The organism is Streptomyces sp. NPDC002209 (assembly GCF_042890265.1).
Classification (GTDB): Bacteria; Actinomycetota; Actinomycetes; order Streptomycetales; family Streptomycetaceae; genus Streptomyces.
Genome location: NZ_JBIARX010000001.1, coordinates 1,023,223 through 1,050,069 on the forward strand (window position 1 = coordinate 1,023,223; position 26,847 = coordinate 1,050,069).

General features: G+C 71.1%; 26 protein-coding genes. 7 read left to right on the top strand and 19 right to left on the bottom strand.

Annotation, left to right across the window (positions count from 1 at the left end):
• Positions 1-43: 43 nt before the first annotated feature.
• The 10 genes from ACFYXK_RS04725 to ACFYXK_RS04770 all read right to left on the bottom strand — a co-directional run bounded on the left by ACFYXK_RS04725 (position 44) and on the right by ACFYXK_RS04770 (position 10,475).
• Positions 44-1,576 carry an alkaline phosphatase family protein gene (locus ACFYXK_RS04725; protein ID WP_389409793.1) on the bottom strand — a complete coding sequence of 511 codons (1,533 nt, stop codon included), beginning with the start codon at positions 1,574-1,576 and terminating at the stop codon, positions 44-46.
• Between the two features lie 181 nt (positions 1,577-1,757).
• Positions 1,758-2,858 carry a 2-aminoethylphosphonate ABC transporter substrate-binding protein gene (locus ACFYXK_RS04730; protein WP_389409794.1) on the bottom strand — a complete coding sequence of 367 codons (1,101 nt, stop codon included), beginning with the start codon at positions 2,856-2,858 and terminating at the stop codon, positions 1,758-1,760.
• Positions 2,859-2,884: 26 nt separating this feature from the next.
• On the bottom strand, positions 2,885-3,682 hold the full coding sequence (locus ACFYXK_RS04735) for an ABC transporter permease (protein ID WP_383513415.1): 798 nt from the start codon (positions 3,680-3,682) through the stop codon (positions 2,885-2,887).
• Positions 3,669-4,625 carry a 2-aminoethylphosphonate ABC transporter permease subunit gene (locus tag ACFYXK_RS04740; RefSeq protein WP_389409795.1) on the bottom strand — a complete coding sequence of 319 codons (957 nt, stop codon included), beginning with the start codon at positions 4,623-4,625 and terminating at the stop codon, positions 3,669-3,671. Before ACFYXK_RS04740 ends, ACFYXK_RS04735 begins: the two co-directional genes overlap by 14 nt.
• Complete coding sequence (locus tag ACFYXK_RS04745) at positions 4,618-5,667, bottom strand: ABC transporter ATP-binding protein (protein WP_389409796.1); 1,050 nt, start codon at positions 5,665-5,667, stop codon at positions 4,618-4,620. The genes ACFYXK_RS04740 and ACFYXK_RS04745 overlap by 8 nt, the downstream gene beginning before the upstream one ends.
• Positions 5,664-6,392, bottom strand: coding sequence for a phosphonatase-like hydrolase (locus ACFYXK_RS04750; protein WP_389409797.1), 729 nt, complete (start codon positions 6,390-6,392; stop codon positions 5,664-5,666). Before ACFYXK_RS04750 ends, ACFYXK_RS04745 begins: the two co-directional genes overlap by 4 nt.
• A gap of 5 nt (positions 6,393-6,397) precedes the next feature.
• Positions 6,398-7,519, bottom strand: coding sequence for a TIGR03364 family FAD-dependent oxidoreductase (locus tag ACFYXK_RS04755; protein ID WP_389409798.1), 1,122 nt, complete (start codon positions 7,517-7,519; stop codon positions 6,398-6,400).
• Positions 7,520-7,678: 159 nt separating this feature from the next.
• Positions 7,679-8,443: a GntR family transcriptional regulator gene (locus ACFYXK_RS04760; RefSeq protein WP_389409799.1), complete on the bottom strand. Its 765-nt coding sequence runs from the start codon at positions 8,441-8,443 to the stop codon at positions 7,679-7,681.
• A gap of 43 nt (positions 8,444-8,486) precedes the next feature.
• Positions 8,487-9,227, bottom strand: coding sequence for a hypothetical protein (locus tag ACFYXK_RS04765; RefSeq protein ID WP_389409800.1), 741 nt, complete (start codon positions 9,225-9,227; stop codon positions 8,487-8,489).
• Between the two features lie 159 nt (positions 9,228-9,386).
• Entirely contained in the window at positions 9,387-10,475 is a 1,089-nt protein-coding gene (locus tag ACFYXK_RS04770) for an ROK family protein (RefSeq protein WP_389409801.1), read from the bottom strand.
• A 55-nt stretch (positions 10,476-10,530) separates the two neighbouring features.
• Between ACFYXK_RS04770 and ACFYXK_RS04775 the strand changes: the two genes are divergently transcribed.
• Together ACFYXK_RS04775 and ACFYXK_RS04780 are read left to right on the top strand one after the other, a co-directional pair.
• Positions 10,531-11,664 (top strand): Gfo/Idh/MocA family oxidoreductase, encoded by a 1,134-nt coding sequence (locus ACFYXK_RS04775; protein ID WP_389409802.1) that lies wholly within the window; start codon positions 10,531-10,533, stop codon positions 11,662-11,664.
• A gap of 81 nt (positions 11,665-11,745) precedes the next feature.
• Positions 11,746-12,954, top strand: coding sequence for a hypothetical protein (locus tag ACFYXK_RS04780; protein ID WP_389409803.1), 1,209 nt, complete (start codon positions 11,746-11,748; stop codon positions 12,952-12,954).
• Between the two features lie 102 nt (positions 12,955-13,056).
• Here the strand turns inward: ACFYXK_RS04780 and ACFYXK_RS04785 are convergent, their stop codons facing one another.
• The 4 genes from ACFYXK_RS04785 to ACFYXK_RS04800 form a co-directional block, all read right to left on the bottom strand.
• Entirely contained in the window at positions 13,057-13,914 is an 858-nt protein-coding gene (locus tag ACFYXK_RS04785) for a fumarylacetoacetate hydrolase family protein (protein WP_389409804.1), read from the bottom strand.
• Between the two features lie 121 nt (positions 13,915-14,035).
• Positions 14,036-14,716: a YidC/Oxa1 family membrane protein insertase gene (locus ACFYXK_RS04790; RefSeq protein ID WP_389409805.1), complete on the bottom strand. Its 681-nt coding sequence runs from the start codon at positions 14,714-14,716 to the stop codon at positions 14,036-14,038.
• A 103-nt stretch (positions 14,717-14,819) separates the two neighbouring features.
• Entirely contained in the window at positions 14,820-15,146 is a 327-nt protein-coding gene (locus ACFYXK_RS04795) for a DUF6412 domain-containing protein (protein WP_389409806.1), read from the bottom strand.
• Positions 15,147-15,199: 53 nt separating this feature from the next.
• Positions 15,200-15,988: a class E sortase gene (locus ACFYXK_RS04800; RefSeq protein WP_389409854.1), complete on the bottom strand. Its 789-nt coding sequence runs from the start codon at positions 15,986-15,988 to the stop codon at positions 15,200-15,202.
• 68 nt (positions 15,989-16,056) lie between these two features.
• On the opposite strand from ACFYXK_RS04800, the gene ACFYXK_RS04805 reads away from it, so the two are divergent.
• Complete coding sequence (locus ACFYXK_RS04805) at positions 16,057-17,055, top strand: SEC-C domain-containing protein (protein ID WP_389409807.1); 999 nt, start codon at positions 16,057-16,059, stop codon at positions 17,053-17,055.
• 42 nt (positions 17,056-17,097) lie between these two features.
• On the opposite strand, the gene ACFYXK_RS04810 is transcribed toward ACFYXK_RS04805, so the two are convergent.
• From ACFYXK_RS04810 to ACFYXK_RS04820, 3 genes are all read right to left on the bottom strand, one after another.
• Positions 17,098-18,933, bottom strand: a complete 1,836-nt coding sequence (locus ACFYXK_RS04810) for a DEAD/DEAH box helicase (protein ID WP_389409808.1) — start codon at positions 18,931-18,933, stop codon at positions 17,098-17,100.
• 2 nt (positions 18,934-18,935) lie between these two features.
• Positions 18,936-20,210, bottom strand: coding sequence for a transcriptional regulator (locus ACFYXK_RS04815; RefSeq protein ID WP_389409809.1), 1,275 nt, complete (start codon positions 20,208-20,210; stop codon positions 18,936-18,938).
• A 196-nt stretch (positions 20,211-20,406) separates the two neighbouring features.
• On the bottom strand, positions 20,407-21,093 hold the full coding sequence (locus tag ACFYXK_RS04820) for a hypothetical protein (protein ID WP_389409810.1): 687 nt from the start codon (positions 21,091-21,093) through the stop codon (positions 20,407-20,409).
• A 286-nt stretch (positions 21,094-21,379) separates the two neighbouring features.
• Between ACFYXK_RS04820 and ACFYXK_RS04825 the strand changes: the two genes are divergently transcribed.
• The 4 genes from ACFYXK_RS04825 to ACFYXK_RS04840 all read left to right on the top strand — a co-directional run bounded on the left by ACFYXK_RS04825 (position 21,380) and on the right by ACFYXK_RS04840 (position 24,058).
• Positions 21,380-22,150, top strand: a complete 771-nt coding sequence (locus tag ACFYXK_RS04825; RefSeq protein ID WP_389409811.1) for a hypothetical protein — start codon at positions 21,380-21,382, stop codon at positions 22,148-22,150.
• A gap of 147 nt (positions 22,151-22,297) precedes the next feature.
• Positions 22,298-22,504 (top strand): hypothetical protein, encoded by a 207-nt coding sequence (locus ACFYXK_RS04830; protein ID WP_389409812.1) that lies wholly within the window; start codon positions 22,298-22,300, stop codon positions 22,502-22,504.
• Positions 22,505-22,602: 98 nt separating this feature from the next.
• Positions 22,603-23,583, top strand: coding sequence for a NaeI family type II restriction endonuclease (locus ACFYXK_RS04835; protein WP_389409813.1), 981 nt, complete (start codon positions 22,603-22,605; stop codon positions 23,581-23,583).
• A gap of 10 nt (positions 23,584-23,593) precedes the next feature.
• The gene (locus ACFYXK_RS04840; protein ID WP_133897935.1) at positions 23,594-24,058 is read left to right on the top strand and encodes a very short patch repair endonuclease; all 465 of its coding nucleotides are present in this window, start codon (positions 23,594-23,596) and stop codon (positions 24,056-24,058) included.
• Here the strand turns inward: ACFYXK_RS04840 and ACFYXK_RS04845 are convergent, their stop codons facing one another.
• Positions 24,059-25,246 (bottom strand): DNA cytosine methyltransferase, encoded by a 1,188-nt coding sequence (locus ACFYXK_RS04845; protein ID WP_389409814.1) that lies wholly within the window; start codon positions 25,244-25,246, stop codon positions 24,059-24,061.
• Positions 25,247-25,386: 140 nt separating this feature from the next.
• On the bottom strand, positions 25,387-26,532 hold the full coding sequence (locus tag ACFYXK_RS04850; RefSeq protein WP_389409815.1) for a hypothetical protein: 1,146 nt from the start codon (positions 26,530-26,532) through the stop codon (positions 25,387-25,389).
• Between the last annotated feature and the right edge of the window lie 315 nt (positions 26,533-26,847).

Here is a 26,847-nt window from a genome sequence, read left to right on the forward strand (position 1 = left end):
TGGACGCTTCGGGCGTCCACAGCCCGGACCGCGGGGGCCTGGATCAGCCGAGTTTGACGTTGTCGACGGTCCAGTACCAGTTGTTGGTGCCGGCGTAGCGGAAGCGGATCTGGACGTCGGTGGCGCCGGCCGGGACCTGGAGGGCCAGGGACTCGGCCTTGGCGACCGCGTCGGCGGTGTAGCTCTTGACGACCGTCGGCGTACCGCCGTTGTAGGAGACCAGGACCTGGGCGGTCTGGCCGGCCTCGTGGTGGTAGTGCGTCTGGAAGGTCAGGTTCTTCGTGGTACCGCCGGTCACGGCCCACTTGGGGGTGATCAGGGTGGAGTCGTAGGAGCCGGTGTGGGACTTGTCGTCCCACTCGTCGGAGTCGGCGACGGCGAAGACGTCCCGGGAGCGGACGTTCAGTTCGCGCCACTGGTCGCGCTGGGCCTGGCTCCAGAACTCGTCGGTCGCGAAGGCCCAGCCGGCCCACTCGGTGACGCCGCCGGTGCCCATCTTGGAGTTGTCGACGGCCCAGCCGGCCGGCGGGGTGTGCGTGAAGCCCTTCACGCCGGCGGGGATGCCCGTCTCGTCCACGCGGCCCTGGAGGTTCGGCCGCAGGGTGTCGAACGGGTCGTTGTCGTCGGGGGCGTTCAGCGGGATGCCGTCGATCGCGGAGCCGGGGTCGACGCCGACCTGCGCGAGGGCGGTGGCCGCCACGTCGACGAGCTTGACGTCGGTGCGGACCGAACCGGCCGGGATGCCCGCGCCCTTGGCGATGACGAAGGTGCCGCGCTCCTGGATGGTGGAGCCGCCGTGGCCGCCCGCGTCGGTGTGCCCGTGGTCGGTGGTGACCAGGATCTTCCAGTTCTCCTGGGCGTACGTGGGGCGGTTCTGCACGGCGGTGAGCAGCTGGCCGACCATGACGTCGACGCGGCCGATGGCGTCGAGGTACTGCTGGCTGGCGGCGCCGTACGCGTGCCCGGCGCCGTCGACCTGGCCGAAGTACACGAACGCGGCGTCCGGGTTCTGGTCCTGCAGCTCGGCGGAGGCCGCGGCGGCTATCTTCGGGTCCTCGGTGCCGTAGCCGTCGCGGTCGCCCTTGAGGCTGAGGCGCTTGTCGACCTTGGCGGAGAAGATCGGGCCGCCCGCGTCGGTGGAGGTGATGGGCTCCCAGTCGGCGGCCGCGTACGTGTTGAGCGACGGCTTGGCGTTCTCGATGCGGGTCAGGAAGTCCGGGTAGGCCGTGTAGTTCTTGCCGGCGAAGGTGTTGTCCTTCACGCCGTGCTTGTCGGGCCAGACGCCGGTGGCGATGGTGGACCAGCCGGGGCCCGAGGAGGTGGCGGCCATCGGGTTCGCGTACAGGGTGCTCTTGGCGGTCAGGCCCTGGACCATCAGGCCGTTCAGGTTCGGGGCGTTGGCGGCCTTGACGCGGTCCAGGACCGTGCCGTCGATGCCGATGACGAGGACCTTGTCGGTGGTGGCGGCGGCCGCGGCCGTCTCGGCGGTGGCCGCGTGCGCAGTGAGGGCGGTGGCGAGCAGGGCCGTGGCGGTGGCGGTCACGGCGAGGGCGCGTCCTGACAGGACAGTGGGCACGTACTCCTCCGGGAGTAATCGTGGGGAAGGCGCGGGTGGACTTGCATGGGGGCGTACCTGAGGGCGTACGCCGCGACGTGCGCGTGGACGTGCGCCGGGTCCGGACCGAGGTGCGGTCTTCGGTCCAGACCCGTTATGCAAGCGTCACTTTCCTGGTCGTGGGTGACCAGGAGGCAACCGGTCAGCTTCCGGTTGCCGACTTCCACGCGTCCACGTAGCCCGCGAGGTTCTTGTCGATGTCGGCCCAGTCCGGCTCGAAGACCTCGACACCGGTCATCAGCTTGGTGAGTTCGACGGCGTTGGCGTCGGTCGGCTTGACGTCGGTGCGCGCGGGGAAGCCGCCGCCGACCTCGCTGACCAGCTTCTGGGCGTCCTCGCTGAGCAGGTAGTCGAGGAGCTTCTTGCCGTTCTCGGTGTGCGGGGCCTTGTCCACCAGGCCGGCCGCGTACGGGAGGGCGAAGGTGGTCGGCTTGCCGCCGTCCTTGGCGGGGAACCAGATGCCCAGGTTCGGCATGGACTTGGACTGCGCGAAGTTCATCTGGACGTCGCCGTTGGCGACGAGCAGCTCGCCCTTGTCGGTCTTCGGCGCGAGCTTGCTGGTGGAGGAGGACGGGCCGACGTTGTTGGCCTGGAGCTTCTTCAGGTACTCCAGCGCCGGCTCCTTGCCGCCGAAGTCGTGCATCGCCTTGATGAGGACCGCGGTGCCGTCGCCCGCGACGCCCGGGGTGGAGTACTGGAGCTTGCCCTTGTACTTGCCCTCCAGCAGCTCCTCCCAGGTCTTGGGCGCCTCGGCGAGCTCCTTCTTGTTGTGGACGAAGCCGAAGTAGTTGTTGACGACCGAGGTCCACTTGCCGTCGGCGGCCTTGTTCGCCCCGTTGACCTTCTCGGAGCCCTGCGGCTTGTAGGCCTGGAGCAGGCCCTTGCCGTCCGCCTGCTGGATGAACGGCGGCAGGGTGACCAGTACGTCGGCCTGGGTGTTGGTCTTCTCCCGGACGGCGCGCTGCACCATCTCGCCCGAGCCGCCCTCGACGTACTTGACCTCGATGCCGGTCTTCTTCGTGAAGTCGGCGAAGACCTTGTCGTACCAGCCGTCGCCCTTGTCGCTCTTGAGGCCGTCGGCGCTGTAGACGGTGACGATCTTCTCGCCGCCGCCCTTGGACCCGTCGGAGGACGAGCCGCCGCAGGCGGTGAGGCCGGCGGCGAGGGCGAGGCTGCCGGTGACGGAGGCGGTGATGCGCAGGAGGCGGCGACGGCTGTTCGCGGTTCTGAGGTTGCTGGACATGGAACTTCCTTACGGGGAAAAGGGAGTCAGCGGTACGTGGCTCTGGTGCGGATGCGGGAGACGGCCAGGAGGACCAAGAGGGTGGCGGCCATCAGGACCACGGCGACGGCGGAGCCGCCGAAGAGCGAACCGCGGTCGGTGGCGGTGAAGATCCGGACCGGGAGGGGCATCCAGTCCGGCGGGTAGAGCATCATCGTGGCGCTCAGCTCGCCCATGGACAGGGCGAAGCAGAGTCCGGCGGCCGCCGTCAGCGACGGCAGCAGGAGGGGGAGCTTGACCCGCCACAGCACGTACGCGGGGCGGGCGCCCAGGGAGGCCGCCGCCTGTTCGTACGCGGGGTCGAGACGAACGATGGCGGCCGAAACCGACTGGTGGGCAAACGCCGTGACAAGAATCGTGTGCGCCAGGATCACGATTGAGCTGGTGCCGTTGAGCAGCAGCGGGGGCTTGCTGAAGGCGACCAGGACGGCGAGGCCGACGACCACGGACGGCACGGCGAGCGGCAGCATGAACAGGGCGTCCAGCGCCCGCTTCCCGCGCCGTTTCAGCCCGGCGGCGGCCAGCGCGGCCCAGGTGCCGACGGTGAGCGCGAGCAGGCTGGCGACGAGGGCGGTCACCAGCGAGGTGGTCAGCGCCTGGAGCGATTCGCCCCGTACGGCGGAGGCGTAGTTCCCGGTGGTCGGGCCGGAGGGGAAGGCGCCGGACCAGTGGGTGGAGAAGGACGCGGCCACGACGACGAGCAGCGGCAGCGCGAAGAGGGGGAGGAAGAGGAGCCCGAACAGGCCCCAGGCGGCCCAGCGGCCGGTCCTGCTATGCACCAGCACGCTTGCTCACCACCCGGTAGAGGCCGAACAGGCCGACGGAGATCGCGATGTTGACGACGGCGACCACGCAGGCGGCCGCGTAGTCGGATTCGAGTATCGCCTTGCCGTAGATGAGCATCGGGAGCGTGGTGACGTCCTTGGCTCCGGTGAACAGGACGATCCCGAACTCGTTGAGGCACATCACCAGGACGAGGCTGCCGCCGGCGGCGAGCGCCGGGAGGGCCTCGGGGAGGATCACGCGGCGGATGATCCGGGCGGGCTTCGCCCCGAGCGAGGAGGCCACTTCGAGCTGGGCGGTGTCGAGTTGGGAGAAGGCGGCGAGCAGCGGGCGCATCACGAAGGGCGTGAAGTACGTGATCTCCGCGAGCAGCACGCCCCACGGGGTGGTGAGGAAGTGGAACGGCCCGTCGGCGGCGCCGGTCACGTCGGTCCAGAGCCCGTTGGCCATGCCGACGGTGCCGTAGATGAAGAGGAGGGCGAGGGTGATGAGGAAGGAGGGGAAGGAGAGGAAGACGTCGATGAACTTCGCGACGCCGCGCGCCCCGGGGAAGGGGACGAAGGCGATGATCAGCGCCAGGGTGAAGCCGAGGACGAGGCAGCCGGCGGTGGCGCCGGCGGCCAGCCAGACCGTGGTCCCGAGCGCCTCGCGGAAGGCGTGGGACCGGAAGACGGAGGCGTAGGCGCCGAAGGCGCCGCCGCCGTTCTCGGGGGTGAGGGACTGCTGGACGACCAGCGCGAGGGGGTAGAGGAAGACCAGCGCGAGGGCGGCCACGGGCGGTACGGACCACAGCCACCGCGGAATTCCTCGCGCCTTCTGCGGGGTTCGAGGCGCCGGGTCCGGGGCGGAGCCCCGCGCCTCCCCGGCGGAGGATCCTGCCGGGCCGCCGGGTACGGCGGGGCGCTGGGCCGGCACGGCGCGGATCTGCCGCGTGGCCTCAGCCATCGGTCACCCCCGCGGCCAGCAGCACCGCGTCCCGCGGTTCGAAGTGCAGCGTCACCGTGTCGCCCAGCGCGGGCGTCTCGCGCAGCTCCGGCAGGTCCGCCTTGACGCGGTGGCCGTCGACGTCGACGTACAGCCGGTGCGTCGAGCCCCGCCACTGCACCTCGGCGATCGTGCCGGTCAGCGCGTTGGGCCCGGCCCCGAGGCCGAGCAGGTGCGGCCGCAGGCACAGGGTCGCGCTCGCGCCCGGCGCGGCCCGTCCGCGGTCCAGCTCCAGCGCCCGCCCGGCGAAGAGCGCCCCCGAGTCGGCGACGGTGACCGGCAGCAGGTTGGCGTTGCCGACGAACGACGCGGTGAACTCGGTGCGCGGCGCCCGGTACAGCTCCTGCGGGGTGCCGCAGTCCTGAAGCCGCGCCTTGTCCATGACCGCGATCCGGTCGGCGAGCGTCAGCGCCTCCACCTGGTCGTGGGTGACGTAGAGAATCGATACGTCGGGCAGTTCGCGGTGGAGCCGGGCCAGTTCGGCGAGCATCCCGGAGCGCAGCTGCGCGTCGAGCGCGGACAGCGGCTCGTCCAGCAGGAGCACACCGGGCCGGATCGCCAGCGCGCGGGCGATCGCCACGCGCTGCTGCTGTCCGCCGGACAGCTCGCGCGGGTAGCGCTTGGCGTACGCCGCCATCCCGGTCATCTCCAGCGCCTCGGCGACGCGTCCCGGGATCTCGGCCTTGGGGGCCTTCTGCGCCTTGAGGCCGAACGCCACGTTGTCCTCCACCCGCATGTGCGGGAAGAGCGCGTACTGCTGGACGACCATGCCGATGCCGCGCTTGTGCGGCGGGAGCGCGGTGACGTCCCGGCCGCCGATCAGCACCCGGCCCGCGGCGGGCCGTACGAAACCGGCGACCGCGCGCAGCGCCGTGGTCTTGCCCGAGCCGGAGGGACCGAGCAGCGCCATGACCTCGCCCGGCTCGACGGTCAGGTCGAGCCGGTCCAGCACGGTGGCGGCGCCGTACGCGACGCTGACCCCCTCGAAGCGGATGCCGCTCACGCCGACTCCAGCAGGATCGAGGGCAGTTCGGCGATCGAGTCGAGGACGTGGGTCGCGCCGTGCCCGGTGAGCGCGGCGAGGTCGTGGGCGCCGGTGAGGACGCCGGCCACGATCCCGGCGCCGGAGCGGCGGCCGCTGAGCATGTCGTACGCGGTGTCGCCCGCGACCACGACGTCCCGTACGTCGTCGGCGGCCCCGGTGCGCAGGAACGCGGCGAGCACCATGTCCGGGTAGGGCCGGCCGCGGCCGCCCGCGTCGGCGGGGCAGAGGGTGAGGTCGGCCAGGCCCTGCCAGCCGAGGGCGTCGAGGATGGCGTCCTGGGTGACGCGGGCGAAGCCGGTGGTCAAGACGACGGTGCGGCCGTCGGCGCGGAGCTTCTCGATGGCCTGTCGGGCGCCGGGGATCGGGGCGATGAGCCCGCTGTCGACGAGCTCGCCGTACGCCTCCTCGAAGGCGGAGTTGGCGCGCTGGGCCATGTCCTCCGTGCCGAAGAGGTGGCGGAAGACGGAGATCTTCGACTCGCCCATGGTGTCGCGGACGTACTGGAGCTTGGCCGCGTGGTCGGCGGTGCCGGGCTCGACGCCGAGGCGTTCGGCGGCGCGCTCGAAGGCGCGCTCGACGAGGCCGCCGTCGGCGACGGTGGTGCCGGCCATGTCGAGGACGACCAGCCGGTGGGACGGGTGGTTCGTGCTGCTTGCGCCGCTCGTGTTGTTCATGGTGCTCATGTCCTCTACCAGCCCAGTTCGTTCGCGGTGGTCTCGGCTATGGCGGGCGAGCAGGTCATCCCGCGGCCGCCGGGTCCGGTCACCAGCCATACGCCGTCGGCCACCTGCTGGCGGTGGACGACGCGGGTGGTGTCGGTGCACTGCGCGTACACGCCCGCCCAGCGGCGCCGGATCTGCGGCAGCGGGCGGCCCAGGAAGCCCTCGACGACCTCGGTGAGGTACGCGTACGGGTCCTCGAGGGTGTCGAACGCGAAGGGGTGCTCGTACTCGTGGGTGTCGCCGATGGTCAGTCCGCCGTCCTGGCGCTGGACCATCAGCAGCTGCATCTTGTGCGCGGCGGCGATCGGCGCCTGCGCCTGCTCGGCGTTGAGGGCGTCGAGCGCGCCGCTCCGGTACGCGGGGTAGTAGCGGAAGCTGTCGGCGTCCGCGATGGAGGTGGTGAGCTCCTCGCCGAGCGGGGCGGTCTGCATCATCTGGAGCCGGACGCGGCGCACGGGCAGGTCGGGGACCAGCTCGCGGACGAGTCCGGACAGCCAGGCTCCGGTGGCGAGGACGACGGCGTCGCCCCGGTGGACGTCGCCGTGGTCGTCGCGGACGGCGCCGTCGCCGACGACCTCGCGCACCTCCCGTCCGGGCAGGAAGGTGTACCGGCCGCTCGCCGCGAGGGCCTCGCGCAGGTGGAGCTGGGCGGTGCGCGGTTCGACGGCGGCGTCCCGCTCGCACCACAGGGCGGCCTCGAAGGCACCGCGCAGGGCGGGGTTGATCTTCCGCGCCTCTTCCGCGGTGACCAGTTCGTAGCCCCGGGCGGCGGCGTCGGGGCGGGCGGCGGCCGCCTCGGCGACCGCGTACTCACGGGCGCCCCGGACCGGGGTGAGGGAGCCGATCGCGCGGAAGCCCAGGCCGGGCACCTCCGCGCCGATCCGCTCCCAGAGCTCGCGGGCCCGCAGGGCGGTCTCGAGTTCCTCGCCCCCGGCCCGCCCACTGACCCAGATCTGGCCGAAATTGCGCAGCGACGCGCCTCTGGCCTCCGCCTCTCGCTCGATCTGGACGACCTCGTGGCCGCGTTCGACTGCTTGCCAGGCGTGCATGGTGCCGACCACGCCGCCTCCGACGACTATGACTCTCACGCGCTCCACGGTGGTCGCGGCCCGTGGACCGGGGGGATCGCGGTGGCAACGGGACGGTGAACAGCCCCCGACGCTTGGACTAGACCCGTTACCGTTCCGTGATGCGAATGGCCCTTGGATACGCCCTTTTTCGGCACCTTGGCGGTGATCCGCTCGGGGCTATTCGGGGCGCAGGTGGGTCGTGAAGCTGAACCGGTCACCACGGTAGAGCGAACGCACCCGCTCCAGCGGACGCCCGTCCCGGTCCCGGGAGAACCGGTGGATGAGCAGCATGGGGAGGGCCGGCGGGGTGCCGATCAGCAGGGCCTCCCGGGGGGTCGCGAGGACGGTCTCCAGCTTCTCGTCGGCGTCCCCGAACGAGATCCCGAGCCGGTCGAGGAGGTACCCGTAGAAGGAGGAGTCCGGCTCGAATTCGGTGTCGAGGCGGGGCGCCCGCGCCACCCGGACGTACGTGCTCTCCAGGCCCACCCGCTCGTCGTCGGCGAGCAGGACGCGCTCCAGGTGCCAGACGGGCTCGCCGGGTTCGGCGCCGATGCCGGGGGCCAGCTCGGGCGGGCAGGGGAACTGCTCGAGCCCGATGAGGTTGCGGCCGGGCCGGCGGCCCTGGCGCCGTACGCCCTCGGTGTAGCTCGCGAGGGAGAGGGGCTGTTCGAGCTTCGGACCGGCGACGACCGTACCGCGCCCGGAGCGGCGGAGCCGGCCCTCCAGGAGCAGCTCGCGCAGCGCCTGCCGCACGGTCTCGCGGGACACCGCGTACCGCTCGGCGAGATCCCGCTCGGTGGGCAGCAACCCGCCCTCGCCGAGGTCGTCGAGGAGGTCCGCGATGAGGGCCTTGACGGCGTAGTACTTGGGGATGCGGCCGTGCTCCGGGATCCCGGACCGGACGGGCGAGCCGGGGCGGTGATGCAGGTTCTGTTCTTCCACCCTCGGACTGTACGCGGACGGGGTGTACGCAGATCGGCGCGGCCTAGGCGGGGGTTCGCAGTCGGCGGGCCGTCAGCAGGAGGCCGCCGCCGGCGGCGAGGGCGGCGGCCGCGCCGGTGGCGAACGCCCAGTCGCGGGGGCCGGTGTGGGCGAGCGAGCCCGCCGCGCCCGTCTCCTCCTCCGGGCCCTCCACGGAGAAGCGGTAGGCACCGGCCTCGCCGACCCAGTCCCCGTCGTCGGCCCGGCGCTGGACGAGGGCGGCGTCGGCGACGACCTCGCCGGCGGGGGTGCCGGGCGCGAAGGCCAGACGGACCGTGACGGTCACGGAGCCGCCGCCGCGGACGGCGAAGCCGGAGAAGGCCTCGCCCCCGTCGAAGACGGCGATGACCTCGTCGCGGTCACTCCGCTCGAGGCTGACGGGGAAGCTCCCGCCGGGGGTCTCGAACTCCATCCGGAAGTGGGCGGGGAGCAGGGCGCGGGCCTTGTCCGTGAACACCACGACGGGGTGGATGGCGGTGCACTCGCCGTTCGTCGTGTTGGTGAGGTCCAGGAACCAGGTCTGCGGCCCGCCGCCGGCCCGGTACACGGCCGGCCCGCCGCGGATCCGCGCGCCGATGGGGAAGGCGGTGCTCTTCCCGTCGCCGCAGGTGGCCTCGATCCGGGACGGCAGCGCGGGCGCGGGCCGCGCACCGCCGCCGTTGCCGATGTCCGCGGCGGCGTTCGGCACGCAGAGGGCGACGGCGACCAGGGCGGCGGAGAGGGCAAGGGCTTTGCGCAGTCGCATGGAAGACCTTCGCTTCGCTGCTCGCCGGACGGGAGGATGGTCGGACGAGGCGACAATCACCCCGGCCTCCCCGCACCCTCCCACGCGCCCAAGACCGCCCGGCCGGTGCCGCGCCCGCGTGCTGCGCTTTACGCCTGATCGGCGCACCGGACCGGGGCCTCAGCCCACGCGCCCGAAGAGCGGGGCCAGGGCCAGTTCCGCCGCACCCTCGGCGACGCCGTCCTCGGACGCGGTGACCTCGGGAACCGGGCCGCCCAGGTTACGGGCCTCCAGGACGCGGCGGACGCCCGTCGTGAACACCTCCGGTGCGGAGTCCACCACCCGTCCACCCAGCCACACCCGGTCCGCGTCGAGGAGCGCAACGACGTTCGCGGCGCCCTCGCCCAGGATCCGCGCCGCCTCCGGGAGGTCCCCGCGGGCCACCGCCTCCAGGCAGAGCACTTCCGCGCACCCGCGGCCTCCGCACCGGCAGGGCGGGCCGTCCAGACTCAGCACCTGGTGCCCGAACTCCCCCGCCGCGGACCGTTCCCCGCGGAAGACCTCGCCGCGCAGCCGGAGCCCGGCTCCCAGGCCGGTGCTCAGGTGCAGGTACAGGGAGGTTCCGACGGCCCGGCGGCCGGGGACCGCGACCCCCGCGTTGGTGTCCTTGTCCAGCACCACCGGCGGGGCGTCGGGCCCGAGCCGGTCCGCCACCGCCTGCCGCAGCGGGAACCCCTCCCACTCGGGGTATCCCGTCACCCGGCCCAGTACGCCGGCCTGCCAGTCGAGCGGTCCCGGCGTGGCGACCCCCACCCCCAGCAGGGACCGTGCGCCCGCCTCCCCGCACAGCCCGTTCACGGCCCGTGCGACCTCGTCCGCGACGGCGTCCGGTCCGGCCGCGAAGTCCAGGGGGCCGCGGATGCGCTCGATGACGGTGCCCAGCATGTCCACCCGCACGGCCCGCAGCTCGTCGCGGTCGGCGTGCACCCCGACCGCGTGCCGGGCGCCGCTGACCAGCTGGAGCAGCGTCCGCGGCTTGCCCCCGGTGGACTCTCCGCGGCCGGCGTCGGCGACGAGTCCCTCCGCGCGCAGCCGCGCGGTGATCTTGCTGACGGCCTGCGGGGTGAGGCGCGTGAGGGCGGCGAGGTCGGTGCGGCCGAGGCCCTCGATGCCCGCCTCGCGCAGGAGGGCGAGTACGAGCGCGTCGTTGTGGCCGCGCAGCGCCGGCAGGTTCGCGCCGCTTCCGTTGCTCCTGCTACCCCAGTCCACCTCTCCATTGTCCACCCTCCTTGCACTTAAGCAACACTGTTGCCAAAGTGGATCCATGAACGCCTCCCCTTCCGCTTCCCCCACGCGGTCGAACGCCCCCCTCCGCGTCGGCCTCGTCGGCTACGGACTCGCCGGTTCCGTCTTCCACGCGCCGCTCGTCTCGGCCACGGACGGGCTCGTCCTCGACACGGTCGTCACCTCCGACCCCGGCCGCCAGGCCCAGGCGCGCGAGGCGTACCCCGGCGTCCGGATCGCCGGCTCCGCCCAGGAGCTCTGGGACCTCACCCCCGCCCTCGACCTGATCGTCGTCGCCTCCCCCAACAAGACCCACGTCCCGCTCGCCACCACCGCGCTGGGCGCCGGCATCCCGGTCGTCGTGGACAAGCCGCTCGCCGCCACCGCCGCCGAGGCCCGCGAACTCGCCGCCCTCGCCGACAAGACCGGCACGTTCCTGTCCGTGTTCCAAAACCGCCGCTGGGACAACGACTTCCTCACCCTGCGCCGCCTCCTCGCCGACGGCGAGCTCGGCGAGATCCAGCGCTTCGAGTCCCGGTTCGAGCGGTGGCGCCCGCAGCTCAAGGGCGGCTGGCGCGAGTCCGGGGCCCCGGAGGAGATCGGCGGCCTGCTCTACGACCTCGGCAGCCACGTCGTCGACCAGGCGCTGGTGCTGTTCGGGCCGGCCGTGCGCGTGTACGCGGAGACCGACGTGCGCCGCCCCGGCGCCGAGGCGGACGACGACACCTTCATCGCCGTCACGCATGCGAACGGGGTCCGCTCCCACCTCTACGTCAGCGCCACCACCGCCCAGCTGGGTCCGCGCTTCCGCGTACTGGGTTCCCGCGCGGGCTACGTGAAGTACGGGCTGGACCCGCAGGAGGCGGCCCTGCGCGACGGGCAGCGGCCGGGCGCCGGGGAGAGCCCGTGGGGCGAGGAACCCGAGCACCTGTGGGGCCGGGTGGGCTCCGGCGAGTCCCCGCTGACCGGCGGCGGAGCCCCGGTGCCGACCGTGCCGGGCGACTACCCCGCGTACTACGCGGCGGTGGCGGCGGCCCTGCGCGAGGGCGGCCCGGCGCCGGTCACCGCGCACGAGGCGGCGCACTGCCTGGCGGTACTGGAGGCCGCACGGACGTCGTCCCGGGACGGGGTGACCGTCGAACTGGGCACGGGTACGGGCACTGCCTTGTCCTGAAAATGGACAATTTGCGGGTCGCGGGCGATCTATCCTGCACAGGTTGAAGATCGTCACGCATGTGAAGAATGGAATCCGTCTGTGAAGCTGCCCCGGATCGCATCGGTCGTCGCCACCGCCGCGATAGCCCCGGCCGTCCTGCTCGCCTCGCCCGCTTTCGCCGCCGAGGCCTCGTCGCCGGCCGCGCCGACTGCTCCGAGCGTGCCGGACGCGGCCGCGGCCGGGCCGGCGGAGAAGCAGGCGGACAAGCAGGCGGAGAAGCAGCCCGAGGAGCAGGCGGACAAGCCCGCGGACAAGCCGGCCGACGAGCCCGCCGAGAGCCCGCAGGCCGCGAAGGACCGGGCCGCCGTCCAGGCGATCCTCGCGGACCCGGCGAGCGGGCCGGGCGTACGCGAGGCGGCCGAGAAGGCGCTCAAGGGATCGGCCGCGGACCTGCGGAAGTTCCTCGACGTGGAGTGGGCCCGGGAGCAGCTCACCGACGACCGGGTACGGGTCTCGCAGATCATCAGCGTCGGCGGCCCGGCCGTGCAGAAGGCCGGCAAGGCCGCCCTGAAGACGGACACCCAGGCCGCACTGACCGAGTTCCTCGAGACCGGGCAGCACACGGCCCGTTTCGAGGACGACAGGGTCGAGCTGGCGCGGATGCTGGGCGGGGCGGGCCGCGGGATCACCGAGGCGGTCAACCGGCTGCTGGACAGCGGGACGCCCGAGCAGGTCCGCGAGTTCATCGTGACGGGACAGCACACGATCCGGGCGGTGGACGACCGGGTGGCGCTGCTGACGATGCTCGACGGCGCCGGCCCGGGCCTGAAGGAGGGCATCCTCGCGCTCCTGAAGGGGAACCCGAGCCCGGCGCAGCTGCGCACGTTCGTGACGACCACGCAGCACGAGCTGCGCGACGACGACAACATGGTCCTGATCTGGGCGATGCTCGACAAGGCCGGCCCGGAGCTGAAGAAGGCCGCGATCATCGCGATCAACGGCACGCCCGCGGACCGCGCCGAGTTCCTGAAGGCCGGGCAGTTCACGGCGCGCGACAAGGACAGGGCCGCCGACGCGCAGAGCGGCACGCCGGACGCGGGCAAGGACGATGGCGTCCGGCAGACGGCGGCCGCCACCGGCACGACGTCGGGCGGCAACACCCACGTGACCGCGACGGGCGGGTCCGGCGCGCTCGCGAGCACGGGCACCCAGACCGCCCTGATCGCGGGCGGCGGCGCCGCCGCGCTCGGCGCGGGCGCCGGCCTGGTCTTCGCCGGCCGCCGTCGCCGCGGGTCCGCGAAGGACTGACCGACCGGCGCACGGCGTACGCACGCATCCGCATGTGACCGGACAGGAGGGGGCCGAGGGGGCCGCCGAAGGACGGCCCCCTCCAGCTCGCTTCGCTCGCGGCTACGCGCTCTTGAACTCCTGGCGCTGACGCCCGAGGCCCTCGATCTCCAGCTCCACGACGTCACCGGCCCGCAGGTACGGCTTCGGCTCCGGCTGGCCCATGGCCACGCCCGCCGGGGTGCCGGTGACGATGACGTCGCCCGGGTACAGGGTCATGAACTGGCTCAGGTACCGGACGACCTCGCCGACCGGGAAGATCTGGTCGGCGGTGTTGCCGTCCTGCTTGAGCTCGCCGTTGACCCACAGCTTCACGTCCAGGACCTGCGGGTCCTCGACCTCGTCGGCGGTGACCAGCCACGGGCCCAGCGGGGTGAACGTCTCGCAGTTCTTGCCCTTGTCCCAGGTGCCGCCGCGCTCGATCTGGAACTCGCGCTCCGAGACGTCGTTGACCAGCGTGTATCCGCCCACGTGCGCCAGGCCCTCCGCGGCGGAGGACAGGTAGCGGGCGGTGCTGCCGATGACGACGCCGAGCTCGGCCTCCCAGTCGGTCTTCACGCTGCCGCGCGGGATGAGCACGGTGTCGTCCGGACCGGCCACGGTGTCCGCGGCCTTGAGGAACAGGATGGGCTCGGCCGGCGGCTCGGCGCCGATCTCGGCCGCGTGCCCGAAGTAGTTCAGCCCGATGCCCACGATCTTGCCGATCCTGCCGACCGGCGCACCGATCCGCAGACCCTCCGCGTCCAGCGCCGGGAGCTCCCCGGCCGCCGCCGCGTCCCGTACCCGGGACAGCACGGAGTCGTCGGCGAGCAGGGCGCCGTCCACATCCGTGATCAGGCCGGACAGGTCGCGCAGGGTCCCGTCCTGGTCGAGCAGCGCGGGACGCTCCGCTCCGACCGGTCCGACACGCAGCAGCTTCATGGGCATTCTCCCGTGGTCGTGGGTGGTCGGCCCATGGGCAAGCCCGGGCCTGCCGATGGGTTGCGGCCATCGGAGAATTGGTTGATCCTCCAAGATGGCTGCCCAATCCGCAAGACCCTGTTCACAGACTGGAACGCTCGCCCTCTTCGGCCGCCTCCTTGCGGTACTGGAGCCAGGCCCGCTCCGCCACGGACCATGCGGTGGTGGTCACCAGGTACAGCCCGGCGGCCAGCGGCACCACGGCCGCCGTGATCAGCGTTCCGAACGACAGCAGCGGCAGTACGCCGCCCAGCTTGCGCAGCATCGCCTGCTGCTCGGCGCTCACCTCGGCGGCGACCCCGGGCCTGCCCTTCGCGCGGGGGGCGGCCGCCACGGGAGCCGAGGCGGCCGCTGCGGCGGCCAGGGCGGCAGCCCGCCGCCCCCGTACGGCGCTCCACGCGGCGACCGCCGCGATGGCCGCGAACAGCCCGAGGAAGACCAGCCCCTGCGCCCCGAGGAAGCCGCCGTCCCCGAGGGCATCGCTCCACCGGGCCCCGAGCGGGGCGGCGAACAGCCGGTGGTCCAGCAGCTCGCCGGACGAGGAGAAGGCCTTGTACATGAGGAAGAACACCGGCAGCTGGAGCAGCAGGGGCAGACAGCCGGCCACCGGGGTCGCACCGCGGAACGCGGCCCGGTTCAGCGGATGCAGGGCGAGCCGTACGAGCACGGTGAACAGCACGATCGCGGCAGCGGTCGCGGACTCGGCCAGTACCGGCTCCAGGAACCGGCCCAGCTCGACAACAAGAGAGGTGAAAACGGACACGCGGGCCCTCCGAGGGGTCTCGTCAACGTCGAAAGAACTGCATTTCGGCGCGACGACCACGAGGGGCACGACAGCAGACAGAGCAAGAACGGAGCAGGTGCCCCTACGCGGCCGTCAGGACGAGACGACCGGGCGCCCTGGGCCGTGACCGGCCCGAGGCATCGGGATCACGCTGCGGCAGGAACGCAGTGCGCTGCTCACGATCACGTATCGCGGTGCGTATGCGGTGGGGCGGCACAGGCCGTACCAGCCGGGCGGCGAGGGCCGCGGCGCCCGCGGTGACGGTGGCGGCGAGGGCGACCACGACGGCGCCCAGCCCACCCAGCCCGCCCTCCCCGGCGAACAGCCCGAGGAACCCGAGAATCCCGGCGAGCAGGAGCAGGGACATCAGCAGCGGCATCACCAGCCGCCCACGATCGTGCCGAGTCATGCAGAGCCCCCCTCCCAAGATCCGTTCGTACCCACCGCATACAAGAACGCGGGCTATCTCCTCATGGTTCCCCACACCACGAGCCGATATTTGGAGGTGTACTCGGGCGTGCAGGTGGTGAGCGTGATGTACGCGCCGGGCTCGCTGTACCCGTACTCCGGCCGGACCGTACTGCGCGGCACGGGCGCGATCACCCCGGTGTCCCGCTCGCCGGTCTCCCCCAGGACCTTCCCGACCACGTAGGTGTACCGCTTCCCCCGCACATCGACGATCAGCTCGTCCCCGGCCCGCAGCCGGTTGATGTACCGGAACGGCTCGCCGTGGGTGTTGCGGTGCCCGGCGAGCGCGAAGTTCCCCTCCTCCCCGGGCTGCGCGGTCCCCGGGTAGTGCCCGACGTACCCCTTGTCCAGCACGGCCCGCTTGTCGACCCCCTGCGCGACGGGCACGACGACACCGAGCCGCGGGATGCGCAGCACCCCGTACGCCGACTCCTGCGCCGGAGCCGGGGCCTGCCCGGCGGCGGGCGGGACGGCAGGGCTCTCGGAGGGAGCCGAGGAGGGACCGGCAGCGCCGGAGGAGGAAGAGGAAGAAGCCGGCGAGGGCCAGGCCGGGTCCGAGGCTGAAGGAGAAGCCGAAGGAGAGGCGTTCCACTCCTCCTCCAAGTCCCGGACCTGCTGGTGGGCGCCGGCCAGGGCCTGCCGGTTGGTCCACCACACCTGGTGCACCACCAGCAACAACACCACCACCCCCACGGTGACGGCCAGTTCGGCGGCGCCCCACAGCACCCCGGCAAGACCGGCCCGCCGCCCGCGCCGGCCGCCCCCCTGCACCACCACACGCATGTGATCCCGCACGGGCCGCACCTTAAGACCTCCCCCGTCAACAGACCAGCCGCAGTACGGTGTGAACCATGCGCCCTGACACGCCTGCCGAGCACATCGCCGAAGCCGAGCGCCTCATCCGCACGGCGACCCGTTACCCCGAGGACCAGGAGCCCTTGCTCCTCCAGGCCGCGGCCCACCTCGAACTGGGTGACGCCCGGGACCGCGCCAGCGCGCTGTACGACCAACTCCTCGCCGGCTCACCGGCCGACCCCCACCTGATCAAGGCGCTCCAGGCCGCGAACCTGTGGGAGTACGGCCACGAGCCCGAGGCCCGCGCCCTCATCCAGGGCATCCGCGCGGCCGCGCCCGCGGACCCGGCCCCCTGGGAGGTCATCGCGGAAGCCCTCGAGGCCCACGACGAGTTGACCACCTCCGAGGAGTGCTTCACCCAGGCGGCCACCCTCCTCATCACGGAGAACGCCCCCCTGACCCCGGCCACGACGGCCCTCCTGACGGGACGCCACCGGGTCCGCCGTCTCCTCGGACTCCCGCACGACGACTGGGACATGGTCGCCGACACCCGCCACATCGGCCCGATCCCGCTGGACGAGCTCCACGACCCGAAGCGCATCTGGGCCCTCGGCTCCGACGACCCGGCCGAGCTCCGCGCCGAGATCGCCCGCCTCCGCGCCGAACTGGGCGACCGCCGCGCCGCCCTCTCCCGCCCGTTCCCGGTGGCCATCCTCCACTGGCCCCAGCGGGAACTGGCCGAGCTCCTCACCTCGTACCCCACCCTGGCGGCGGAGTACCCCTCGCACGAGGCCCACCTGCGGGAGATCGAGACGTCCCTGCGCGCCCTGGCGGCCTCGGGCACGACGAACCTCGGCATCGTGACGGCGAGCGTCCCCTCGTACGAGGCCTTCGCGGCATCGGAGAAGACCTCCCCGGCTTCCCCGTCCCTCCTCCCGGAATACGCCACGACCCTGGCGGCCCGCGGCAAAGCCACCCCCTGGCCCCCCACCCCCACGTCCCCCTGCTGGTGCACCTCAGGCAAGCCGTACTCGAAGTGCCACGGCGCTCCGTAGGTAGGGCCTCAGCACTCAGGACGGCCGAGCCGTCCGGCACTGTCAGCCGGACGGGTCGCTCAGATGACTGACCAGGGCATGAAGGTCCGCGGCATCCATGCCCCAGGGAGTCACGTCTTCTTCCGGGTCCGCCAGCTCCTGCACCAGCGGGTCATCCAGGATCTTGCCCATGAACTCCAGCTTGTGACCGAGCCGGTCATGGACGATGCCGTCGATGGTGCCCCGAGCGAGGAGCACCGTGACACGTGTGTGCGTATCGGCAGCAAGCCCCAGCCGGTGGATCCGGTCCAGGCTCTGCAGAAAACGGCCCGCGGCGAAGTCCCTGTCCACGTAGACCGCGTCGTGGCACACGTGATGAAGGCTGATCCCTTCCCCCAATGTCGCGGGATTGGACAGCAGGACCATGCAGTCGGGGTCTTCGCGGAACCTGCGGATCTCCTCGTCCCGGTCCGGCGTCCCGCCGTGCACGACGGCCGGCCTGTACCTGCCCATCACGCCCGCGAGCGTGGTCAGGTTCCTGACGAACGTGGACCACACGAGCGTCTTCCGGCCAGCTCGGGCATTGTCGGATACCGTCTGCAGAACCGCCTCGTACTTGGGTGAGCTCTCGTACCTGGGCAGGTCCCTCATGAGTTCTTTCAGGGGCAGATCATCCGAGGGGTGCAGTGGCGGCACGTAGAAGGGCAGCGGCTCGTAGCGGTCCGATCCTGCTTCCAGCAGCGCCGGGTTGGTGCTAGCCATCATGAGGTAGACGAGCACCTTTCCCAGTCTGGTGAACTCCTCCTGTTCTCTGGCAGCCAGCCCGGTCAGCTGATTGCGGAGCGCCGAGTACAGCTTGCGGTGCGCTGCAGGGAGGTCGACGTACTTGACCCGGACGTCCACTGGCGGCAGACCCAGCTCGTTCTTCGTGGTACGTGTGAACAGCGGCCGCAGGACTTTGCTCGCATGCGCGAGGTCCCCGCCGGCCACAGCCCGGTCCACTGCACTCCGGCCGTGCCCCGGCCAGACGAAGGAAAGCAGGCTTTCCAGGTCCTTGGCGCCGTTCGGAGCGGGCGTACCGGTCAGGATCAGCCGGTGGCTGGCCAGCGGTCCGAGGGCCATGCAGGTGGCTCCGTACGTTCCCCTGACTCCGAGCTTCATCCGGTGGGCCTCGTCCAGCACCATCATGGCGCGGCCCATGCTGAGCCAGTCCGCAAGCTGGGCCTGATAGCGGCTCAGCCTTTCGTAGTTGACGAGCAGTATCTCGGCGTCGTTGTCGGGCCAGCGCTTGAAGACCCGCACCACCGGGGGTTCGGCGAAGCACAGGTCTGATTCGTCGCGCCACGCCTCGTACGCGGACTTGGGGCTGACGACGAGCATCCGCCGCACCGATCCGGACCGACGTAGGGCTGCGTACACAGCCAAGGCCGTGCGGGTCTTCCCCGCGCCGGGCACGCTGAAGTTCGCTCCGTGCGTGAGGGACAGCAGTTTGGCGATGTCCCGGGTCTGGAAGTCGGTGAGGGGCGCGATCCAGTCATCTCCCAGCATGCCGGCGACGGCGGACTCAGCAACGAGCCCCGTGACGTCCTGGCCCCGGCTGCCGGCCCTGAGGCGCTCCTCGACTGCCTGGGCATCGCGCACTGATGCCTCGGCGAGGTCCTTCAAGTCCTGCGCGAACGACACACCAGCCGGATCGTGCCAGTGCCCCAGCAGGGGAAGACGAGAGAGGAAGTCTTCGAGGTCTACCTCCGCCGCAAGGTTCCCGCGCTGACTGCCGCTGCCGAACCGGGCGATCAGCCTCACCAGATGGCCCTGGTCGCCGGGAAGGGCCCGGAAAAGGACCTTCGTCCTGGTTTCGTCGAACCCCAGCCGGAGCGACGGCTCCTCCGTGTCGAGCACCCTCAGCCCTCGCTCGCCTTGATCAGCCAGTTGACACCGGTCCCGGGCGTGGCAACGCCGCGACTGGCCTGGCGCGCCAGCTTCGCCATGCTCCCCTTCAAGCGCAGCAGCGCACTGTCGAAGCTCTCCTCGTCCAGGCTGCCCTTCGCCAGGGCCTCCACGAGGTCGGTGACGCTCTGGTCGATCGCCGCCCGCGCGTCGTCCAGCCGCTCTGCGGTGGTCTGCCGTACCCGCTTGAGCCGGTCGTCGCGCTCCGCCTCGTCAAGCGCACGCCTCATTCCCCGGCGGGCCGCCGTCACTTCCCGCTGGGCGGCCTCCCGGCTCTCGGAGGAGAGGTGACGGGCCGATTCCGAGGCCTTGGCCCACAGCACCCGGTCCGTCGCCGCACGGGCTTGGCGGACGGGGTCCGAATCGGCCGGGACCGAGACGCTGAGCCCGGGAATCGCGACTGCTGAAGCCGCCTCGCCCGCATCAGAGGTCAGCAGTTCCGGCAGGTTGGCCTCGAGGTATTGCGCCTGGAAGCCCTCACCGATGAGACGCGTCTTCGTCTTCGCGAAGTCCAGGAGGATGGCGACGATCCTGTTCTCCTTGACCTGCTCGGCTCGCTCCTGGCTGGCAGCCGACATCCTCACGTAGGTGCGGTGCAGCTCCTTGAGGTTCTCCTGGTGCCCCTCGAAGTCAGACAGTGCGAGCCTGGCCCCCTCCGGGGTTCCGCTCCGGTCGATCATGTCCCTGATGACACTCAGGATCCAGCGTTCCTGTTTGAACGTCTTGAGCTGTACATGGAAGGCTCGCGCGATGTCGGCCGCGTCGCGGCCCATCAGCTCCTGCTCTTCCATGGCGATCAGCCGGTTGATGTAGGAGTAGTCCCGGCGCTCGTCGGGCCGCAGCTGAAGGGCCAGCTCGACCGCGTTGATGTCTTCCCAGGTGAACGACGGAGGCAGGACACCGACCCGGATCGACGGACGCTTCAGCTTGCGGAGTGCGGCCGCGCGCGTGTTGCCGTTGACCAGGATGCCTTCGTGCGTGATCAGCCCCGGCTCCTGCTGGTCGACGGCCTTGAGGCTGTCCATCAGGGCTTCGAAGTCAGGGTCGATCTCGTCCGGGTTCGCCGACTTCCCGACGAGGAGACGGTTGAGGTAGTCCTGACTCTCCGGACTCCACGGATCGGCATCCAGGCCGCGGGCGAGCTCCGGATCATGTCCCCGCTGCGCCCGGATCCGGTGCGTCGCCGGGTTGTAGTAGAGGCGGTGGAGCGGCACGTCGATCACGCCCACGTGGAGCGGTCGTCCGTTCCAGTCGACGGTGACGGTCTCCCGGACACCCTCAGCCTCTACGGGCTCCTTGAGCCGACGTGCGACGAACTCCACGTTCGCTTCGGCGTCCGGAGGAAGATCGAAGTTCAGCATCCCCACATGTCTCCTTGACTCGGGCGTCCGCCCGTCCTGCTGCCGGCCATCCCACCCACGCCCGCTACGGCTGCTCGAGCGCCTGGCGAACCGTCCCGCGCGACTCCGCCGGCAGACTCCGGTACTCCCCCCACAGCCGATCCAGGAGGCTGAAGTCCCTGCGGTCCGCGGCCACCCACTGCGCGAAATGCTCCCGCTCCACCTGGCTCATCTGCTCCAGGCGGTCGAGCACACCGCTCAGGTCGGTCTGCTGGCCGCGGCCTCCGATCCGGCAACGGCGGCACTCGGTGACCAGCTCGACGCTCACTGAGCCGGCGTTGGAGACCTCCCTGCGCGCAAGGTCCAGCTGGGCGGTCTCGATCCCGCCGTCGTACGCTTCGCCGGCGGCGATTCCGCACACGCGGCACAGGTGATCGTCACGATTGAGGATCTCACGGCGCTGTGGAGCCGAAACCACCGCAGCCGGCTTGACCCTCGACTGCCCCGGCTTCCAGACCTGGGCTCCCATCTCCACGAAACGGTGCTCGTTCGGGCTGAGCGTCACGTCGTCTCGATTGGTGGCGATGCGCCACCCGCGGTCCCTGAGATCGCGCATGCGGCGGTCGATCTGCGAGGTCTCCGGAAACGCCTCCCGCAGCTGGGTCTTCGTGAAGACCTCCCCGACCCCGACCTCCGTAGCCAGCCACAGCGCGCAGCGGGCCATCGTCGACAGTTCTCCGTTACGCCACGACGGAATGCCTGCGATCGTCACGATTAATCCCCTAAGTAGCGTTCACCAGCCGGCCATTCCCAGGCCGACACCCATCGACAGCACCCATTCTCTGGGGTAGCGCACCATGCAAATCAAGCCCGTTGGGATGTTTTCGCCTTAACGCAAACACCTTTCAGGCCACGCCGCCCGAAGCGCAAACATCGCCCGCCGCGGATAAGCGGGTAGCGCAAACAGCTATCCACGAAATCAAGGGTTTACCGCTTGCGTATCCCGGCGCCGGTCAAAAGACTTGAGCATCCGTCAGTCTCGTTACGCAGGAGGTTCTATGGCCGCCAGAGGTCAGGTTGGCAGCGCCTACTGGGATGGCTGCAACCCGGCACGGCAGGCGTACACGGCGCGGTTCCGCATCCTCATATCCGCCATGCCCATGGAGAAGCAGGGGGCTCGCGCCAGTTACCTCGACATCCCGCTGAGCACCCTGTCCAACTACTGGATTGGCCGCCGTGTGCCCTCGGCTGCCGACCTCGCCGCCATCCACGACGCGGTGCGGCGGAGCGCCCCCGGCGTACCGGACCAGCTTGAGCATCTCGAACGACTGCGTAAGCACGCTGCGGTGCGTCGGAATGCCTCCGCCGAGCCGCAGCAGGAGTGCAGCAACATCCGCGCAGCGGAGCAGATTTCCACCGCCTCGCCCACCCGGCCTTTCCAGTCCGACTCCTCCGCGCCGTCCTCCCAGTCCGGCACGATTCCGGCAGCGGGACCGGCACACGACCGGCACAGCGGCGACGAAGAGAAGACCGGCGAGACCGTCCGCGCCTTGATCACAGCCCAGTCCGCCGGTGACCGGCGCGGGGTCATCGGCATCGCCTGGTCCGCGAGCAAGGCGCTCACGCACGAGGAACTGTGCACCGCGGCCGCCGACCTGTACGCCAGCGGGCACCCCGGGCTCGGGGAAGCGCTCCTGCTCGGCGGCCGCGAGCGCGGCCACGAAGACACCATGCGGCTCGCGATCACGCTGATCCGTGCTGGCCTCACCGATCAGGCGGAACTCGTCCTGCGTGCAGCCTTGCCCCGAGGGGGACGCCGACAGCCGTAGCCGATGGGAAGACTCCGCGCGCCACCGCATCTGCCGGGATCCAGCAGCGCGGATCAAGATCAGCACCCTGCTCCACCCCTTCACCCTGCCCGGAAACCGGACAGGGACACCCCACCCACGCCCTCTTTCAATGGAGTTGACCCATACATGCTGAGCATCTCGCTGTCCGCACTGATCTTCATGATCGCCATCGCCGTGGTGTTCGCTCTGCTCATGGCCGGGGCTGCGGTCGCGGTGGCGCGGTGGGACAACCGTTCGGTGGCGGCGTCGATCATCACGGGGGCCGTCGCCTTCGCCGGAACCCTGACCCTGGCGTTCCTGCTGTTCGGTCTGGTGCTCGGAGCTGGCACCTGACAGCCACCGACGGGCAGACCCACCCGGACCGACTCGCGCCGGTAGGCTCGTTGCCATCCAACGGCCGACTCCTCCGCGGCCGCCCCCTTGCCAGACAGGTGGTCCGCTTGCTGTTTCCGGACATTTCCGCCGCCTTGATCATCCAGGACCAGGCACTGCCCCAGGACGACCCCGAACTGGCCCTGGTCTACACACAGCTGCGCCGGCTCGACCCCGTCGGCCAGCGGTTCGCCACAGTACTGAGAGACACGATCGATCAGCTGCTGAACGGCGAAGTGACGGGCAGGTACGACTGGAAGTCCTTGTTCAAGACGGAGAAGACCCACGCCGGGACGGTCGTCGAGATCAACCTCCAGCGCGAGTTCGCGTTCGAGGACGGCATCGACATGGACTACCGGATCGGCGGCGTGGACGTCGACTGCAAGTACTCACAGAAGTTCGGCGGCTGGATGATCCCGCCGGAGGCGATGGGGCACCTGTGCCTGCTCGTCTGGGCGGACGACTACAACAGCGTCTGGAGCGCCGGCCTGCTCCGGATCGTCCCCGAGTTGCTGAACGGGGGAAGCAACCGGGACATGAAACTGCAGATCAAGGCGGAGCACCGCACGAAAATCCTCTGGCTCTGGCGGAACGCCGAACTGCCCGAGAACACCCTTCTCCACATGAATCCCTCAGACCGTGAGGCCGTATTCGCCAAGAAGTCCGGCCAGGCCAGGCTCAACGAGCTGTTCCTGCGTGCCCAGCGCCGCCGGATCGGACGGAATGTCGTACGGACCGTTGCCCAGCAGAAGGACTACATGAAGCGCGTCCGGGGGAACGGCGGTGCCAGGTCCTCGCTCCGCCGCGAGGGAATCATCATCATGGGCGACTACCGCTCGCACCAGGACATCGCTCGGCAGCTCGCTCTCCCTGTGCCGCGGGAGGGAGATTTCGTCAGTGCCCGTGTCGTCCGGAGCAACCCAGGAGACAGCAGGCCCTCTGCCGTCATCGACGGAGAGTCCTGGGTCCTGGCCGAGAGCGGGGATCTGGTGATCCCGGCCCCGCTTCTCCCCGCGCACACATCGTCTAGCAGCGACTGAGGTCTGACACATGAGCGACCCGTGGACGCCTCCCGAAGGATCATGGGCTTCGTCAGCGGCGCGGCGCCGGAACATGCAGGCGATCCGGAGCCGCGACACCAAGCCGGAACGGCTGATCCGCAGCATGCTGCATGCTCAGGGACTGCGCTACCGGGTGGCAGCACGGCCCATCAAGGACCTTCGCCGGACCGCCGACATCGTCTTCGGGCCGGCGAAGGTGGCCGTGTTCATCGACGGCTGCTACTGGCACGGCTGCCCCGAGCACTACGTGCCTCCGAAGACGAACCCTGGCTACTGGTCCGGCAAAGTCGCTGGAAACATGGCACGTGACCGGGACACCAACCAGCGCCTCCGGGAGGCCGGCTGGACGGTGCTCCGGTTCTGGGAGCATGAAGCTGCTGCCGACTGCGCGGTCCGGATCGCCGCCGAGGTGGAGAAGCGCCGTGCCCGCGGAACCGGTGCGGGCACGGCCTGACTACCCCTGCCCCTGTCCCCGCTCGCGGGCCGCCTTCAGGACCTCGATGATCGACTTGCCGACTGCCGCGGCAACGGGCGGCGGGAAGGCATTGCCCACCTGCCGGTACTGCGCGGTCTTGCCTCCAGTGAACTGCCAGCCCCGGGGAAAGCCCTGAATGATCGCCGCTTGCTCGACCGTGAGCATCGGCCCGTCGGGCCCGAAGAGATCCCTGCCCTCGGATTCCTTCTTCTCGCAGGTGGCGATGTCATTGGCGACGCCGAGTCCGGACACGCCGAGTTGCTTCCAGGACGCCTTAGCCCGGCTCGGGCCGAGGTCAGCTCCCCCGTGCTTCTTGGAACCGCCGACGAGCGTGGGCGCGATGCCGCCCCCCTTGCTCTTCAGCTCGGCGTCACGGTTCCTGGCCGTCTCGAGCCACGTGTCGTACTTCTTGCGAGCGAGCTGCGCGTAGGGGCCGTCGAAGTAGCGCGCGTACCGCTCGCGCATGGTCTCCTCAAGCGCGGCTGCCACGCTCACCGGGTCCTCATGGGTGGGCGACGGCCACTCGTACTTCAGGTCCTTCAGTACGTCGTCGCGGATAGCCACCAGAATGGCGCGGGGGCGCAGCTGCGGCACCCCGAAGTCGCTGGCCTCCAGGACGTCCCACTTGCACACCTTGTAGCCGAGGCCCCTGTCATGGGCCATACGCCCGTCCTCGGTGCGGTAGTCGCCGCCCTGCAGCCTGGCCTTGATCCAGTCGCGATAGTCGGAGAACTTCGGGTCCATGATCCCGCGCACGTTCTCGATCATCACCGCGCGGGGCTTCAGCTTCTTGACGAGGTCGAGCATCCGCGGGAAGAGATCACGCTCATCGTCCCTGCCCAGCTGCTTGCCCGCATGGGAGAACGGGGGACACGGAACCCCCCCGGCCAGGAGGTCGAGCTTGCGCGGCTGCAGGGTCGAGCCCGTCTTCGTCAGGTGCGTGTCGGGCTGGAAGTCATTGACGTCCATCTCGAGCACATCACAGTGCTGCTGCTCCCATGCCCAGTTCGTGCGCGTCGCGATGTTGCTGCGCAGCGTAGCGGCCGCATGCGGGTCGATCTCCACGAGTGCAAGGTGCTTGAAGCCCGCCTCGTGCAGGCCGATGGCCTGCCCTCCCGCTCCAGCACAAATCTCGATCGAGGTGAATACCGCCTCAGTGCTGGTCATGCACCCTCCTTGTATCACTAACAGCGCTGGCGCCCTGTGCCGCCAGCCATCACAGAGGGTGACAGATCCCACTGACATCGACTCCGGCTCCCAACAAGTGTGCGGCATCGCCGCCCCCGCTCCTGCCACTGCCGCTGCCCTCAGCACCGTCGGCTCACAGGGCCGGCGCCGAAGAGTTGCAGCTGCTGGTGCCCGATCGCCCGCACGTCCGGTGGGGTGTGGCGGGTGGTGGTCAGGGTGAGGAGGGTGCGGAGGGCCTTGATGGCCTCCTCGGGGGTGTCGCGGATCATCGACGGGGTTGCGCTGACCACCAGGATGCCGTGGGACTCCAGGCGCAGGCGGCGCAGGAGGGTGGCGTGCCAGGCGTCGCGGGTGTAGTGGTACTCCGCCGAGTCGATCTCCAGGGCGACGCCCTCGTCGGGCCAGTACGCGTCCGGGCTGGCCAGGAACGTGCCGTCCGGGGTGTACAGGCGGGCGTTCCACAGCGGGGTCGGGAGGTCCGTCGCCGCGAGGGCGTCCCGGGCCAGGGCCTCGGCGATCGAGCGGACCCCGGCGATGAGTTCCGCCGCGGCGGCGCGGACCGCCGGGCGGGTGAGGAGGCGGGCCGCGCGGAGCTCGGCGTGCAGGTCCTGCGGGTGGCACCAGCCGGCCTGGACGACCTGGGCCAGGGTCGAGCGGATCCGCGCCGGATCCCCGGCCCGGGAGGCGAAGTCGGCCGCCGCCCGCACCGGGCGGGTGCTCGGGATGCCGGACACCGCGATGGTGCGCGGCCAGCGCGCGGTGGCCAGCGGGCGGACCTCCGGGGTCCCGGTGAGCCGGCGCGGGGCGCGGACCAGGACGTCGGCCGGGGTGGGCGGGACGTCGCGGATGCCGAGGAGGGCCAGGGCGGCGCCGCCGGTGAGGACGGCCGTGTCGCCGGACAGCGGGTCCGCGGCGGGCTCGGCGGCGTACAGGACGGCGGCGAGGGCGCGTTGGCGGTGGTCCGGGGGGCCGGTCTGCAGGAGGTAGACCCGGGGCAGTAAGCGCTGCCAGGGCCCGCCCGGGCGGGTGCGGGAGGTGATCGTGCCGGCGGGTACCCCCGCGCTGATGAGCTGGTGGCGGGTGGCCAGGTTGAACTGCCGGCGCGCCGCGTGGGCGGCGGCCTTCTGCCCGGCCGGTTGCGCGGGCCTGCGGTCGTTCGTCGTCTGCCCGGCCGGTTGCCCGGGCCTGCGGCTGCTCGTCGCCCGGCCGGGGGGCCGGTGGGTCGGGGGCCGGGTGCGGTCTGGCGTCTGCTGCGTTGTGATCATGCCGGCGGTATGCCCGACCCCGAGCCGCCGGACACCCCCTAGGGGTGTCTTGTGGATCAGGCCGGATCAGGGAGCGGCGTCCGGTGCCGTGGATCGCAAGGCCGAGGAGGGAGTCGACGCGGTGGGGGCACCTCCCAGCGGTAGCTGGGGGTCGGCGACCGACGAGAACGCGGCGAGGCGCGGCACCGGACGCCGCGAGCCCGGCATGATCCACAAGACACCCCCTAGTGACCTGAGTCGGAGGTTTGGCGTTAGTTCGGTATGAGCCGTCCTGGTCCGAAGATTCCGCCGTTGTCCGTGACCGATGCCCAGCGG